The 14,054-nt window shown below is 66.6% G+C and carries 11 protein-coding genes and 2 pseudogenes; 5 read left to right on the forward strand and 8 right to left on the reverse strand.

What is annotated here, in order from left to right; all coding sequences use genetic code 11:
* Nucleotides 1-60 precede the first annotated feature (60 nt).
* A complete protein-coding gene (locus QFZ60_RS19200; RefSeq protein WP_307092554.1) occupies nt 61-561 on the forward strand; it encodes a 2'-5' RNA ligase family protein in 501 nt (166 codons plus the stop codon).
* 247 nt (nt 562-808) lie between these two features.
* Complete coding sequence (gene disA / locus QFZ60_RS19205) at nt 809-1,885, forward strand: DNA integrity scanning diadenylate cyclase DisA (RefSeq protein ID WP_307092555.1); 1,077 nt, start codon at nt 809-811, stop codon at nt 1,883-1,885.
* A 142-nt stretch (nt 1,886-2,027) separates the two neighbouring features.
* Here disA and QFZ60_RS19210 read toward each other — a convergent pair whose 3' ends face one another.
* On the reverse strand, nt 2,028-2,735 hold the full coding sequence (locus tag QFZ60_RS19210; protein WP_307092556.1) for a hypothetical protein: 708 nt from the start codon (nt 2,733-2,735) through the stop codon (nt 2,028-2,030).
* Nucleotides 2,736-2,929: 194 nt separating this feature from the next.
* On the opposite strand from QFZ60_RS19210, the pseudogene QFZ60_RS19215 reads away from it, so the two are divergent.
* The 3 genes and pseudogenes from QFZ60_RS19215 to QFZ60_RS19225 all read left to right on the forward strand — a co-directional run bounded on the left by QFZ60_RS19215 (nt 2,930) and on the right by QFZ60_RS19225 (nt 4,931).
* A pseudogene (locus QFZ60_RS19215) lies at nt 2,930-3,851 on the forward strand (A/G-specific adenine glycosylase).
* 71 nt (nt 3,852-3,922) lie between these two features.
* A complete protein-coding gene (locus tag QFZ60_RS19220; protein WP_307092558.1) occupies nt 3,923-4,354 on the forward strand; it encodes a DUF3592 domain-containing protein in 432 nt (143 codons plus the stop codon).
* A 76-nt stretch (nt 4,355-4,430) separates the two neighbouring features.
* Entirely contained in the window at nt 4,431-4,931 is a 501-nt protein-coding gene (locus QFZ60_RS19225) for a hypothetical protein (RefSeq protein WP_307092559.1), read from the forward strand.
* Nucleotides 4,932-4,944: 13 nt separating this feature from the next.
* Here the strand turns inward: QFZ60_RS19225 and QFZ60_RS19230 are convergent, their stop codons facing one another.
* From QFZ60_RS19230 to QFZ60_RS19260, 7 genes and pseudogenes are all read right to left on the reverse strand, one after another.
* On the reverse strand, nt 4,945-5,115 hold the full coding sequence (locus tag QFZ60_RS19230) for a hypothetical protein (RefSeq protein WP_307092560.1): 171 nt from the start codon (nt 5,113-5,115) through the stop codon (nt 4,945-4,947).
* A gap of 36 nt (nt 5,116-5,151) precedes the next feature.
* Nucleotides 5,152-5,898, reverse strand: coding sequence for a dihydroxyacetone kinase phosphoryl donor subunit DhaM (gene dhaM / locus QFZ60_RS19235; protein ID WP_307092561.1), 747 nt, complete (start codon nt 5,896-5,898; stop codon nt 5,152-5,154).
* Nucleotides 5,895-6,527 carry a dihydroxyacetone kinase subunit DhaL gene (gene dhaL, locus QFZ60_RS19240; RefSeq protein WP_307093391.1) on the reverse strand — a complete coding sequence of 211 codons (633 nt, stop codon included), beginning with the start codon at nt 6,525-6,527 and terminating at the stop codon, nt 5,895-5,897. Before dhaL ends, dhaM begins: the two co-directional genes overlap by 4 nt.
* Before the next feature lie 2 nt (nt 6,528-6,529).
* Nucleotides 6,530-7,531, reverse strand: coding sequence for a dihydroxyacetone kinase subunit DhaK (gene dhaK, locus QFZ60_RS19245; RefSeq protein WP_307092564.1), 1,002 nt, complete (start codon nt 7,529-7,531; stop codon nt 6,530-6,532).
* Between the two features lie 249 nt (nt 7,532-7,780).
* Nucleotides 7,781-8,290 (reverse strand): amino-acid N-acetyltransferase, encoded by a 510-nt coding sequence (locus QFZ60_RS19250; protein ID WP_307092565.1) that lies wholly within the window; start codon nt 8,288-8,290, stop codon nt 7,781-7,783.
* 222 nt (nt 8,291-8,512) lie between these two features.
* Nucleotides 8,513-10,637, reverse strand: a pseudogene (locus QFZ60_RS19255) (alpha/beta fold hydrolase).
* A gap of 585 nt (nt 10,638-11,222) precedes the next feature.
* On the reverse strand, nt 11,223-13,715 hold the full coding sequence (locus tag QFZ60_RS19260; RefSeq protein WP_026266017.1) for an ATP-dependent Clp protease ATP-binding subunit: 2,493 nt from the start codon (nt 13,713-13,715) through the stop codon (nt 11,223-11,225).
* Between the last annotated feature and the right edge of the window lie 339 nt (nt 13,716-14,054).

The raw sequence follows: 14,054 nt of genomic DNA on the forward strand, positions 1-14,054 counted from the left end.
CGACTGGTCCGCGCCTACTGGTTGGCGTGTGTGGGCAGCGGGTAACGGCATGATGTGTTCATGCGCAGCATCGAAGTGGTCTTTGACGACGCCACGGATTCAGTCGTCAGGGCCGACTGGGCGCGGCTCGCGGCAGCGGGCCTCCCCAGCCTGGCCGCCCATACTTCCGCCAGCAACAGCCCCCACATCACGCTTGCCGCCGGCGCGGACCTGGTTGCCACGCACGAAGGGCCCTGGGAAGCGTTGCCCATGGATGTCACCTTCTCCGGGGTGATTGTTTTTCCCGTCGGTGCCGCAAAATATGTCCTTGCCCGGTCGGTTCTGCTGACCGCGCCCTTACTGGACCTGCACCGCCTCCTGCACCAGGGCTTGTCAGGGGCGCTGCCGCAGACCTGTCCGGGGGCCTGGACGCCGCACGTCACCATCTCGCGGCGGATTCCCGCCCATCAAGTCGGAACTGCACTGGATCTGCTGGACCTGCGCCTCGGGGGCCGCTGCACAGGAGCGCGCCTGTGGGACAGCAGCACCAAAACCGTCACGCCCCTGGGACCGTCCGTCTGATCAACACCTCAGAGCCAGGCATCAAACAGGTCGAAAGTACCCGCCAGGCCAGCCGCTCAATTGCCATTTTTCCGGCCGTTCCGGGCACCCCCTAATGGGGCACTTTGGGGCTTGACCGTGCGGAAGTTGGGTTTCTTGCCCCTATCATTGAGCTTGCGGGAATCAGTGCACTTTGTGATCCTGCCGGCCAACTGCGGACGCCGGCATTCCTGCGGGTGGCGGTCCGCACCTTTGAAGGGAAACACCTATGGCGCGGAGCCCCGAAGAATCGCTGAGGGCCACGCTGGGCAGGGTTGCACCCGGAACGCCCCTCCGCGACGGCCTGGAACGGATCCTCCGCGGACGCACCGGCGCTCTGATCGTCCTGGGTTCCGACCGCACCATCGATTCCATCTGCTCGGGCGGATTCGATATCGGCATCGAGTTCTCCCCCACCCGGCTGCGCGAACTGGCCAAGATGGACGGCGCCATCATCTGCGACAAGGACGCGGGCAACATCCTGCGGGCCGCCGTCCAGCTGGTCCCGGACTCAAGCATCGAAACGCAGGAGTCCGGCACCCGCCACCGTACGGCGGAGCGGGTGGCCAAGCAGACCGGGGTCCCCGTCATCTCCGTAAGCCAGTCCATGCAGATCATCGCCCTGTACGTGAACGGGTTGCGGCATGTCCTGGAGGGATCCGAGAACGTCCTGGCCCGCGCCAACCAGGCCCTTGCCACCCTGGAGCGCTACGTGGCCCGCCTGGACCAGGTCACCAGTTCGCTCTCGGCCCTGGAAATCGAGGCGATGGTGACCGTGCGCGACGTGGCGGTCACCCTGCAGCGCCAGGAAATGGTCCGCCGCATTTCGGAGGAAATCTCGCAGTACGTCCTGGAACTGGGGGACGACGGCCGGCTCCTCTCGCTCCAGCTGGACGAGCTCACCGTGGGCCGCGGCCCGGGCAGCGACGTGATCATCCGCGACTACGCCAGCCCCGATGCGTCCGCGGAGGACATCGAAAGGGCCGTCAATGAACTCGTCAGCCTGGGACCAACGGAACTGATCGACCTCGGCAAGATTTCGTCAATCGTGGGATTTGCGGGCGGCGAAGTAAACCTGGATGCCGTGGTGCAGCCCCGTGGCTACCGGCTGCTGTCCGGCCTGAAGGCAGTTCCCAAGGCCGTGGCGGACCGCTTGGTGGATCACTTCGGCGGCCTGCAGTTCCTGATGGCCGCCACCATCGACGACCTCATGACCGTTGACGGCATCGGCGACCAGCGCGCCCGGACGGTGCGTGAGGGGCTTAGCCGGATGGCCGAGGCAAGCCTCCTGGACCGTTTCCTCTAAACCGGAGTCAAACCCTCCCCGCGTACCCGCAGGCTTCCCCCATACCAAGCAAACCCCGCCCCTCCCCCTCATCGATTGCTGAGCAGTTGCCGTTTTCAGCCCCGAAAACGGCAGTTACTCAGCAATGGATGGGGGTTGGGGGTCAGTTCAGCTGGAAGACGGCCTTGGGGCTGGCACGTGAACCCAGCTTGGCGGTGAAGATGTAGTACGCGCCACCGCCGCCAGGCGCTGCAGCCACCGCCTTGCACCCCTCGGCACTGCGGTTCCGGTTCCACGGGAAGTTCGCGGTTTCGCTGGCGCCGGGCGCAATCACCTTCACCAGGTCCTCGCTGGACGCCTGGCAGTCCTTTGAAGAGAAGATCCGGTCGGAGCCGCTGGTCACCAGGAATTCCATTTGCGAGGTTCCGATGTTGACTTCACAGGGGACGCTGCCGCCATTGGTCACCTTCAGTGTCAGCATCGGGTTTTCTCCCGGCCCGTAAGCGGGCTTGTCAGTGGACGCCGAAACAGTCACCTGGTTCTGGTTGCAGGAAGGGGTTGCAGAGGCAGTGGGCGACGGCGCAGCGGACGCGGATGCCGACGCCGAGGCGGAAGGGGTGGCGGCAGCAGACGAAGTTGCGGAGGCGGACGGGGCGGCCGTGCCTGGAGAAGGCTGCGTGGAGGACGCCTGCTGCGAACCGCCCTTGAAGGCACCGGCAAGGGCGAAACCGCTGACCACAAGCGCAAGCACCAGCAGCAGCGCAGCGCCGACAACCAGGCGACGGCGGCGGTACACGGCGGCGCTCGGCTTCCGGACGCTGCTGGAACCGGATGCCGTGCCGCGTGCTGGTGAATCGCCTTGCCTGCCCATCCTCCTAGGCTAGGGAACGCCACCGGTTCTGCGCTGCCACCACGCCGCCGCCCGCCGGATCGCACTGGTCACACCGCGCTGGCCACACACCGTTTTCAGCCCGCCTAAGCCCATCAACTAAGGTATGTGGCATCGACACTCAAACCTCCACCGCCGCCGCTGCGGTCGCTTCCCCGGGCCCTGCAGACCTTGAGATGCTCCATCACCGGATCAATGACTGGTTCGCCGGCATCGCCCGCGACCTGCCCTGGCGCGACCCCCACTGCTCCCCCTGGGGCGTGCTGGTCAGCGAGATCATGCTGCAGCAGACCCCCGTGGTCCGGGTGCTCCCCGTCTGGCACGAATGGCTCAAGCGCTGGCCCACACCGGCCGGCCTGGCGGGCGAACCGGCAGGCGAAGCGGTCCGTTCGTGGGGACGGCTCGGCTACCCCAGGCGCGCCCTCCGGCTGCATGCCTCAGCCACCGCCATTGTCCAGGATCACGCCGGCCATGTCCCAAATACCTACACGGAGCTGCTGGCCTTGCCGGGGGTGGGCAGCTACACGGCCGCGGCGGTGGCCGCATTCGCGTACGGCCGGCGCGAAACTGTGGTGGACACCAACATCCGGCGGGTGCACGCCCGCCTGGTCTCCGGCGTCGCGCTTCCCGCCCCCGCGCTGACCGCGGCGGAGATGCGGCTGGCCGCCGCCCTGTTGCCGGACGACGACGAAACCTCCGTGCGCTGGAATGCTGCGGTCATGGAACTGGGGGCGCTGGTGTGCACGGCACGGGCCCCCAAGTGCGCTGCGTGCCCGGTGCAGGACTCCTGCGCCTGGCTCGCTGCGGGTGAGCCCCCGCCGTCGTACGTTCCCAAGGGCCAGGCGTGGCACGGCACTGACCGCCAGGTCCGCGGCGCCGTGCTGGCCGTCCTGCGCGCTGGCCGGAACCCCCGTGCCGCCGGACATGTTCCAGCGCGAGCCCGCCGATCTTGGCTATGCGCCCGAAGGAATCGGCGTGCCCCTTGCCGCGCTGCACCGGCTCAACACCGCCCCGGAGCAACTGGAGCGGGCACTGGCGGGGCTGCTGGCGGACGGCCTTGCGGAGATGCACGACGGCGGCTACCGGCTCCCCGCCTGACCCGCCTCTGGCACGGGCACGGCACATGCCGGGAGTGGCATACTTCTTGGTGACCGGAACCGGGGGAAGCCATGAAAATCATCTTGTACATCGTGTGGGCCTTGTTCGTTGCCGCCGTGATTCTTTCGCTGGTCCGTGCAGTCCGCAGGACCAGGCGCCAGGAGCGGATGATGGCGGCCTGGCCTAAGGTCCAGGCGACCGTTACCGGCAGCACCACCGGCTGGACCAGCGGCGTGGGCGGCTCCAACCGGAACCTCCGCCACTACCCCACTTACCAGTTCACCGATCCGCAGGGCACCCTTTTCATGGGGAAATCCGAGATCTCCGGAGTGGAACAGCCGGTGCCGGGGTCGCTGATCGAGGTGGCATACAACCCGCAGAACCCCAACGAATCCCTCCAGGTTTCCTCAGAGCCGCGCACCGCCGTCGGCTGCCTGATTGCGTTTTTCGCCGTGTTTGCCCTGGCACTGTTCTGGTTCATCGGTATCTTTCCGATGGGTTAGGGCAGGGGCATAACAATGCTGCCTCCAATTGGCGCCCGCCGGCCCGCTGCGCGCCCACCCGACGTAGCCTGAAGGCATGCACAAGCCCGGGCGGCTCCTGGTGTTATCGACGGCGGCGCTCCTGTCAGTCTTTGTCTCCGCCTGCGATTCCCCCGGGAGCGCCTGCCCGGCTATCGCGCAGGCCACCGCTGTCTCCGTGACCGTTAACGCCGGTTATGCGCCGAAGGTGGGGTCACTGCACGTACGGGCCTGCCAGGACGGCACCTGCAAGGAGGCCGACGTCGAGCTCCGCCTGGGCAGTACTTCGGTGGACTCGGGGTGCAATCCGGAGGGCGCCTGTTCGGCCACTGCCTCACCGGACGGCACCAAATTTGGTGTGCTGATGCTGGATGCCCTGACCGAATCACCCATGGCCGTGACCGTGTCCGGTACAGGCCCGGAGGGAAGCGTGATGCCGGCGCGCACGCTCGAATTCAGGCCGCAGGCGGCGTACCCCTTTGGCGAGCAGTGCGGGAGGGTCCTGTCAGCGTCGGTGATTTTGGACGACGCGGGGCTGCACCAACAAGCCCGGCCTTGACATTGGGAGTGGGCTAGAACAGCGCCGGCTGGGTGAAGGTTTCGCCCCCGGTGGGCCGGGGTTCCGCACCGCTCACGGGTTCAGCAGTCCAATTGAAGCCGAGTTCGGCCAGCAGTTCCTCTACGGAGATTTGGCCGTCCAGCACTTCGATTTCCTGGGAGTTCTCTGCAAGCGGCCGTTCCATGGCATCGAGCTTATTCGCAGGAGTGCGCCACGAGGCTTAGGGCTCGCCGAAGCCCGCCTGCACCAGCCCGCCGACATATTCCACTGCACGTTCCGCATCCGCGCCCCAGGCTTCCACGTGCAGCACGGTGCCCTTGCCCGCGCCGAGGGTCATCAGTCCCGTCATGGAGGCGCCGTCCACCCCGTTGATGGTGACCTCGGCGTCAAGAGATGCCAGGCCTCCTGCCACTTTCGCGGCAGGACGGGCGTGCATGCCGGCCTGGTTGACCAGCTCGAAGTCGCCGGTGCAATCAGGTGAGGCACTGCTGACAGGTCCCGCGTCCCTTCCTTCCGTGCGCCCGGGTTCCGGCTGGCGGGGCGGGCCAGCCGCCGCCTCGGCCGCCTCCCGGACCGCCTGCACTTCAGCTCCGCCCTGCGCGGCCACGGCAGCCGCCACCAGGCCTTCCACCAACGGAGCATCGGCAAGGAGTACGCCGGCGGGATTCGCCAGGAACTCCAGCGCCGATTCGGCCGTCATCACCGCCGACCCGAGGTCCGTCAGGACCACGGTGCCGTTCCCGCCGGGCTTCGCGGCAGCCTGGTCTGTGCCGGTCTGGTCCCCGCCCGCCTGTCCGCCGGCCCGTTCAAGGGCGGCAAGGACCTTCTCCAGGCTGGTGCCGATCCTGCCGTCGTCGGTGCCGCCGGCGGCCAGGATCATCACGTCGGGCGCCATCTGCGCGGCAAGCTCCACGGCGCCGTCGGCGATCTTGTCGCTGTGGGAGACCACCACGATGCTTACGGTCACGCAGCTGCCCCCACGGCAGCGCGCAGTATCAGTGCGCTTGAGACAGCTCCGGGGTCCCGGTGGCCCGCACTTCGCTCGCCAAGATAGCTGGCCCGGCCTTTCCGGGCAATGAGCGGATCGGTGGCAACCGCCCCGGCTTCGGCGGCCTCCGCGGCAGCCACCAGAACGCTCAGAACGTCCGTGCCGTCGCCGTCCGCTACGGCTCGCGCAGCATCCACCGCCGGCGTCCACGCATCCACCATCGTCTTGTCGCCCGGCTCCGCCTTCCCGCGCGCCACGATCCCGTCCCTGGCCGCCGCCAGGGCCCCGGCCCAGGCAGCCGGGTCGATTTCAGCGGCATCGCCCAGGGCAGTGGCGGCGCGAAGAAACGCCGTGCCGTAAAGGGGTCCGGCGGCACCGCCCACTTTGGACATCAGGGTCATGGCGGTCATCTTCAGGGCCGCGCCTGGAGTCTCCGGCGTGGCTTCACCGAGCTTGGCCAGGACGGCCTGGAAACCGCGGTCCATGTTTTCGCCGTGGTCCGAGTCCCCGATGGCGCGGTCCAGTTCGATCAGTTCGACACGGTGTTCAGCCATGGCCTGCGCGCAAAGGGTCAGCCATTTCACGGCCCAGTTGACGTCCAGGACCACGGTCACACGCCCCAACGCAGCGCGGCCGTATGAACTGGTGCGTCCCAGAGTTGGGTGAGCTCGTCGTCGAGCCGGAGGACCGAAATGGAGCAGCCCTGCATCTCCAGCGCCGTGATGTAGTTGCCCACCAGCGACCGTTCCACCGTGGCACCTGCCTCGGCGAGCACCTGCACGGCCCGCCGGTACACGATGTACAGCTCGCTCAACGGGGTGCCGCCCATGCCGTTGACGAACAGCAGCACCTTGTCCCCGGAGCTGATCTTCAAATCCGCCAGGACCGGTTCCAGCAGGCGGTTGGTGATGCCGTCAGCGCTCTCCATCGGAATGCGGTGCCTGCCCGGCTCGCCATGGATCCCGATGCCGATCTCGATTTCATCCTCGGCCAGGTCGAAACTCGGCGTGCCCGCGTGTGGAACGGTGCAGGCGGACAGGGCCACGCCCATGGTCCTGACATTGGCGTTGACCCGTTCGCCGATGGCAGCGACCGAGTCCAGGTCGTCACCGCGTTCCGCAGCGGCCCCCGCGATCTTCTCCACCAGCACGGTGCCGCCCACCCCGCGGCGGCCGGCGGTGTAGAGGGAGTCCTCCACTGCGACGTCGTCATTGACCAGCACGGTGCGGACGCTCACGCCCTCTGCCTCGGCCAGTTCCGCGGCTGTCTCGAAGTTCAGGACGTCGCCGGTGTAGTTCTTGACGATATGGACGACGCCGGCACCTGAGTTGACTGCCAGGGTGGCGGGAAGGATCTGGTCCGGCGTCGGTGAGGTGAACACCGCCCCCGGCACCGCGGCGTCGAGCATTCCCTGCCCGACGTAGCCGGCGTGCAGCGGCTCATGACCGCTGCCGCCGCCGGAAACCAGCCCCACCTTGCCTGCCACGGGCGCGTCCTTGCGTGTGATGTAGATGGGGTCTTCGCTGACCGTAACCAGTCCGGCATGCGCCAGGCCAAAGCCCTGGACAGCTTCCTGGACAACGGATTTTGGATCGTTGATGAGTTTCTTCACGGCGTTGCTCCTGGCTGTGCTCCTGAAGGATGTGTTTTCCGACCCTACTACCGTCATCGCAGGTGGCGGTAGGTTCCTTCCGCCCCGGTTTGCCGGCCGCTCCCCTGGCCCGCCGTCCCCGGACGCAGCAAAGGGACAGCCCCCAATGACTGTCCCTTTCCTGAGGCCCCCCACATATCGGCCGCCAACAGTTTATCCATCAAATCGAGTAAAGCCAAGATGGGGGTGCGCAGAGCAGCTGGACAGGACTTAGAGGCTGCGGATCATCCGGGTGTTGCCCAGGGTGTTGGGCTTCACGCGTGCCAGGTCCAGGAATTCGGCCACGCCTTCGTCATGGGAGCGCAGCAGTTCCGAGTACACTTCCGGGTCCACTGCCGACTGGTCCGCCATCACCTCGAAGCCGTGGCGCTTGAAGAAGTCCACCTCGAACGTGAGGCAGAAGACCCGGGCAACACCAAGGGCACGGGCCTCTTCCAGCAGGCTTTCCACCAGGACGTGCCCCACCCCCTTGCCGCGCCATTCCCCGGAAGATGCCAGGGTGCGGATTTCCGCGAGGTCCTCCCACATCACGTGGAGGGCGCCGCAGCCGATCATCTCGCCGTCGCTGGACTCGGCAATACGGAACTCCTGCAGGCTTTCGTAGTACGCCACCGTCTCCTTTGCCATCAGGATGCGCTCCTCTGCCAGGGGCGCCACCAGCTTCTTGATGGCAGGGACGTCGCTGGTGCGTGCTGGGCGAATATGGAAGGAGTCGGTCACACAGCCATCCTACGAGGCACAACGGCTGCTGCTGGTTACGGACGGGGTTGGGGCGTTCCGGTACCGGCGTCATTTGCCGCTTGCTGCTCCTTCGTCGCTCTGACGCAAGCTACACAAATGGCGCCGGCACCCTCACTTCGCTAGAGGTGCCGGTAAATGCCCCAGCCCCTTCGCCTCATATTCATCCCCTCGAGCGATGCCGGGTGCCCGTTGGCCCGGAAGCTACAGTCCGAGTTCCGCGGGCAGTTCAGTGTCCTTGCCCAGGACATTCTTTGCCAGGAACCACTCCACCACCTGGTACCAGACCTTGGCGTGCTGCGGTTGGAGGACCCAGTGGTTTTCGTCCGGGAAGTACAGGAACCGGTGGGGTGTCTGCCCGTCCTGGTCCGCCGCGAGCCGGGACTTGGACAGCAGTTCGTACCAAAGCCGCAGGCCCTCGCCAATGGGCACCCTGTAGTCCTTGTCGCCGTGGATTACCAGCATGGGCGTGCTGATGTTCTCCGCATGAAGGTGTGGCGAGTTCTCAAGCGCCATCTCCGCGGTCATTTCCTTCAGCCAGTACTGGGAGGCGTCCGTGGTGGGCCCGAACTGGTCAAGGGCCCACAGGCTGGCATGGGTGACCACCGCACTGAACCGTTCCGTGTTGCCTGCCGCCCAGTTGGCCATATAGCCGCCAAAGGAACCGCCCATCGCCGCAGTCCGGGACTCGTCGATGTCCGCCCGCTCCACCGCCGCATCAGTTACGGCCATCAAATCGGTGAACGGCGCTTTCCCCCACGAGCCCCAGCCCCGCTGAATGTACGACTGGCCGTAGCCGGTGGACAAGGCAGGATCCGGCAGCAGCACCGCGTATCCCCTGGCCGTCAGAAGCCACGGGTTCCAGCGCCACGTCCAGGCGTTCCAGGATCCCAGCGGACCGCCGTGGATCCACAGGAGCAGCGGGGCCGGATTATCCGCGGAGGCACCCTCCGGCAGCGCCAGGTAGGCGGGCACCCGGGACCCGTCGGCCGCGGTTGCGGCGATGCGCTCCAGGCGCCCCGGGCAGTCCGGGCGTTCAGCCGGAGCAGGCAGGCGCGTGGTTTCCCCCGTGGACAGGTCGATCCGTACAGCTTCGGCAGGAAATTCATAGGAGCTGCGCAGGGCATACGCGTGCCGCCCCTCAGATGAAATGACGACGTCGGAGTAGGCCGCAGCGTCCTGCGTCACCCGGGTGACGCCCACCTCAGCGGCAGCGGACGGAACGCTGACCCGGAAGACCGGCGACGCGCCGTCGTCGTCCGCTGTGACGAGGATGGCGGAGCCGTCCGGGAGCCACCCTGCGGGCTTGGGCCAGCGGTCCCAGTCGTGGGCCAGTGGCTGCAGGCCCGCCGGTTCGCCGGCAGCAGCGCCGGAGACGTCCAGCAGGTGCATTTTGATCTCGGGGGCCTGCTGCGGGGTGGAGTCGCTTTCGCTGACCACCACCAGGCTGCGGCCGTCCGGACTGACGGGGCCCGGGAAGTAACTCATTCCCTCCTGGTCCAGCAGCACCTTCATGCCGCCGGATGCCACATCCACCGCCACCAGGATGGAGCGGCTGTCCGCTTTGGCCAATGCTTTGGTGTAGCTGCTGTAGATCGTCTTGCCGTCAGGACTGACCACTGCCTCCGCTTCCCGCAGCCGCGGCCCGGCATCAGGTGTCAGGTTGCGCAGGACCAAGGGAGCGGTGGCATCAACGGTTCCCGGCTTGTCCGGCCCGTTGTCCTCCCCCTCCTCCACCGCAAAGATCCGCGGCTGGCCGGGACCAAGGTCCGCGTCCCAGTAGCGGACCGGGTATTCGCTGTGCAGGATGGCCGAGACCTTCCTGTCCTTGCGCGCCTTGCCGCCGCTCGGCGTCGTCCTCCTCGTCTGCTGACCCTGCCAGTACCTCGGCCGTCACAAACGCGGCATCGGCGTCCCTGGCCGTAAACACTTTGCTGACGCCGCCGGGCCGGCTGAGGACCACGCGGGCTTCCCCGCCGTCGGCCGGGAGCAGCCACAGTGCGTTCACCGGCTCTTCGTCGGGGCTGTCGGGGTCCGGACGCGCGGATGTGAAGTAGACATCGCCGTTGGCGGCGAACGCTGCGCCGGCCTCGCCCTTGGCGCTGCGGGTAATGCGCCGCGCGTGCTTCTGCCCTGCAGGGTCAAGCTCCCACAGCGCAGTGGCAAACTCGGTGCCCTTGCCGTTCAGGGTGCTGACAGTGGTGACCAGCCGGGAACCGTCAGGGCTCAGGGCCAGGCCGCTTACCCGCGGGATGGACAGGTAGTGGTCGAGGTCGTGGAAAGGGGTCTGTGGTTGCTCATCCGGGATCGCCGGTTCCAAGTTAGCCATGCCCCCGATTCAACACGGTTTGTGCCCGGCATCACAGCCGCCACGCTCCCCTGCGTCCTTCCGAGGCTCAGTCCCGCACCGGCACCGGCGTCTGGGCTTGGGTGCGTTTCCGTCGCTCGGTCCGCTCCGGTCCCTCGGCTTGGGTGCGTTTCCGTGGCTGGGTCCGCTCCGGCCCCGGCGCCATTTGCCGCTTGCTGCTCCTTCATCGCTTTGACGCAAGCTACACAAATGACCCCGGCACCCTCGCTTGAGGCTACGAACAAAGGGGTGCCATGGCGGGCCGACGACAGGACCGACCCTTCCCCGCATAACCGGTGTCGGGCAGCACCGGTTATGCGGGGAAGGGCCGGTCGTACGGGTTCAGCGCCGAGTTTCCCCTAGGCCGCCTCCGGCACGAGGTGCCGGGCATCAGGGATTTATGTAGGCGCCGTCAAAGCGACGAAGGAGCAGGCGCCGGGAAATCTCTGATGTCCGGCACCGGACCCAGCTACGGATGAAAGCACCGGACCCAGCCACACGGAGGTTGGGGTGAACGCAGAAAGCCCCGCCGCTCCTTGCGGAGTGGCGGGGCTTTGGCTGTGGAGACTAGACGCTCGGGGCGATTTCCGGGATGCGCGGCTTGGCGTTGCCGGCGAAAGTGAACTTCGCGTCGTCGCCTTCGCCTTCGACATCCACTACGACGATGTCGCCGGGGTGGATCTCGCCGAAGAGGATCTTCTCGGAGAGCTGGTCCTCGATCTCGCGCTGGATGGTGCGGCGCAGCGGCCGGGCACCCATGGCGGGATCGTAGCCGCGGGTTGCCAGGAGCACCTTGGCGGCCTTGGTGAGCTCGATGCCCATGTCCTTGTCCTTGAGGCGCTTCTCCAGGCGGGTGACGAACAGGTCCACGATCTCGATGATCTCGTCCTGCGTCAGCTGCGGGAACACCACGACGTCGTCAACACGGTTCAGGAACTCGGGGCGGAAGTGCTGCTTGAGCTCCTCGGTCACACGGGCACGCATGCGGTTGTAGCCGGTCTGCGTGTCGGTGCCGGACTGGAAGCCGGTGGCAACGCTCTTGGAGATGTCCCGGGTACCCAGGTTGGTGGTCATGATGATCACGGTGTTCTTGAAGTCCACCACGCGGCCCTGGGAGTCGGTCAGGCGGCCGTCTTCCAGGATCTGCAGCAGTGAGTTGAAGAGGTCCGCGTGGGCCTTTTCCACTTCGTCGAACAGCACCACGGAGAACGGACGCCGGCGGACCTTCTCGGTCAGCTGGCCACCCTCTTCGTAGCCAACGTAGCCCGGAGGGGCACCGAAGAGCCGCGAGACGGTGTGCTTCTCGGAGTACTCGGACATGTCCAGCGTGATGAGGGCGTCCTCTTCACCGAACAGGAACTCCGCGAGTGCCTTTGCGAGCTCGGTCTTGCCGACGCCGGTGGGGCCGGCGAAGATGAAGGAGCCGCCGGGGCGCTTGGGGTCCTTGAGCCCTGCACGGGTGCGGCGGATGGCCTGCGAGAGTGCCTTGATGGCCTCGTCCTGGCCCACCACGCGCTTGTGCAGTTCGTCTTCCATCTTGAGCAGCCGCGAGGATTCTTCCTCGGTCAGCTTGAAGACGGGGATGCCGGTGGAGTTGGCCAGCACCTCGGCGATGAGATCCTCATCCACCTCGGAGATGTCGTCCATGCCGCCGGACTTCCAGTGGCGTTCCTTCTCCGCGCGCTCGGAAATCATCTTCTGTTCCTTGTCGCGGAGCGAAGCGGCGCCTTCGAAGTCCTGCGCGTCGATGGCGGATTCCTTCTCCATCTTCAGCTTGGCGATGCGCTCGTCCATGGCCTTGAGCTCCGGCGGAGCGGTCATGCGGCGGATGCGCAGCCGGGCACCGGCTTCGTCGATCAGGTCGATCGCCTTGTCCGGCAGGAAGCGGTCCGAGATGTAGCGCTCGGCCAGGCTTGCAGCGGAGGCCAGGGCGCCGTCGGTGATGGTGACGCGGTGGTGTGCCTCGTACCGGTCGCGCAGGCCCTTGAGGATCTCGATGGCGTGTGCCACGGAGGGTTCCTTGACCTGGATCGGCTGGAAGCGGCGCTCCAGGGCGGCGTCCTTCTCGATGTGCTTGCGGTACTCGTCCAGCGTGGTGGCACCAATGGTCTGCAGCTCGCCGCGGGCCAGCATGGGCTTCAGGATCGAGGCTGCGTCGATGGCGCCTTCGGCGGCACCGGCACCTACAAGCGTGTGGATCTCATCGATGAACAGGATGATGTCGCCACGGGTGCGGATCTCCTTGAGGACCTTCTTAAGGCGCTCTTCGAAGTCACCGCGGTAGCGGGAGCCTGCCACCAGGGAACCGAGGTCAAGGGTGTACAGCTGCTTGTCGCGGATGGTCTCCGGGACGTCGCCGCGCACGATTGCCTGGGCCAGGCCCTCGACGACGGCAGTCTTGCCGACGCCGGGCTCACCGATGAGGACGGGGTTGTTCTTGGTGCGGCGGGAAAGGACCTGCATGACGCGTTCCATTTCCTGCTCGCGTCCGATGACCGGGTCCAGCTTGTTCTCGCGCGCAGCCTGGGTCAGGTTGCGGCCGAACTGGTCCAGGACCACGGAACCGGCGGGTGCGCCTTCGGGCTGTCCGCCGCCGACGCCTGCGCCGGTGGTTTCCTTGCCCTGGTAGCCGGAGAGGAGCTGGATGACCTGCTGGCGGACCCGGTTGAGGTCGGCGCCAAGCTTGACCAGAACCTGGGCGGCGACGCCCTCACCCTCGCGGATGAGGCCGAGCAGGATGTGCTCCGTGCCGATGTAGTTGTGGCCCAGCTGCAGGGCTTCGCGCAGCGAGAGCTCCAGCACCTTCTTGGCGCGGGGGGTGAAGGGGATGTGGCCGGAGGGGGCCTGCTGGCCCTGACCGATGATCTCCTGCACCTGCTCGCGAACGCCGTCGAGCGAAATGCTCAAGGACTCAAGAGCTTTGGCGGCAACGCCCTCACCCTCATGGATCAGACCCAAGAGGATGTGTTCGGTACCGATGTAATTGTGGTTCAGCATGCGTGCCTCTTCTTGGGCAAGCACAACTACGCGACGGGCACGGTCCGTAAATCGCTCAAACATTTCGCCACACTCCTAGCTACGACGTACTTTGATGCTACGTGGCCGCTCCTGAGTTGTGGAGCGTGTTCGCCACAGGGGAAACCCGGGCCCTTGCGGGAATAAGCACAGCGACGGGCTGCGGCACGGTGGACAGGGCCCGGATGGGAGCAGTCTTCGGCTGGAGCCGGCACCCCGGCAGTCCACAGCGGCGAAATAGCGACGGCCGCCGGGCGCTTAGGGCACCTGCTTATTTTGGCCAATTGGGCCGCCCGGGCACCCGCCCCATAGCAGGCTTATGCCGGGAATTGAAAAACCCCGCCCCGCCTGGCGGCGGTAAGCGGGGTTTCCGTGAAGCTAAAG

The organism is Arthrobacter sp. B2I5, assembly GCF_030816735.1.
In the GTDB taxonomy this organism is placed as follows: domain Bacteria; phylum Actinomycetota; class Actinomycetes; order Actinomycetales; family Micrococcaceae; genus Arthrobacter.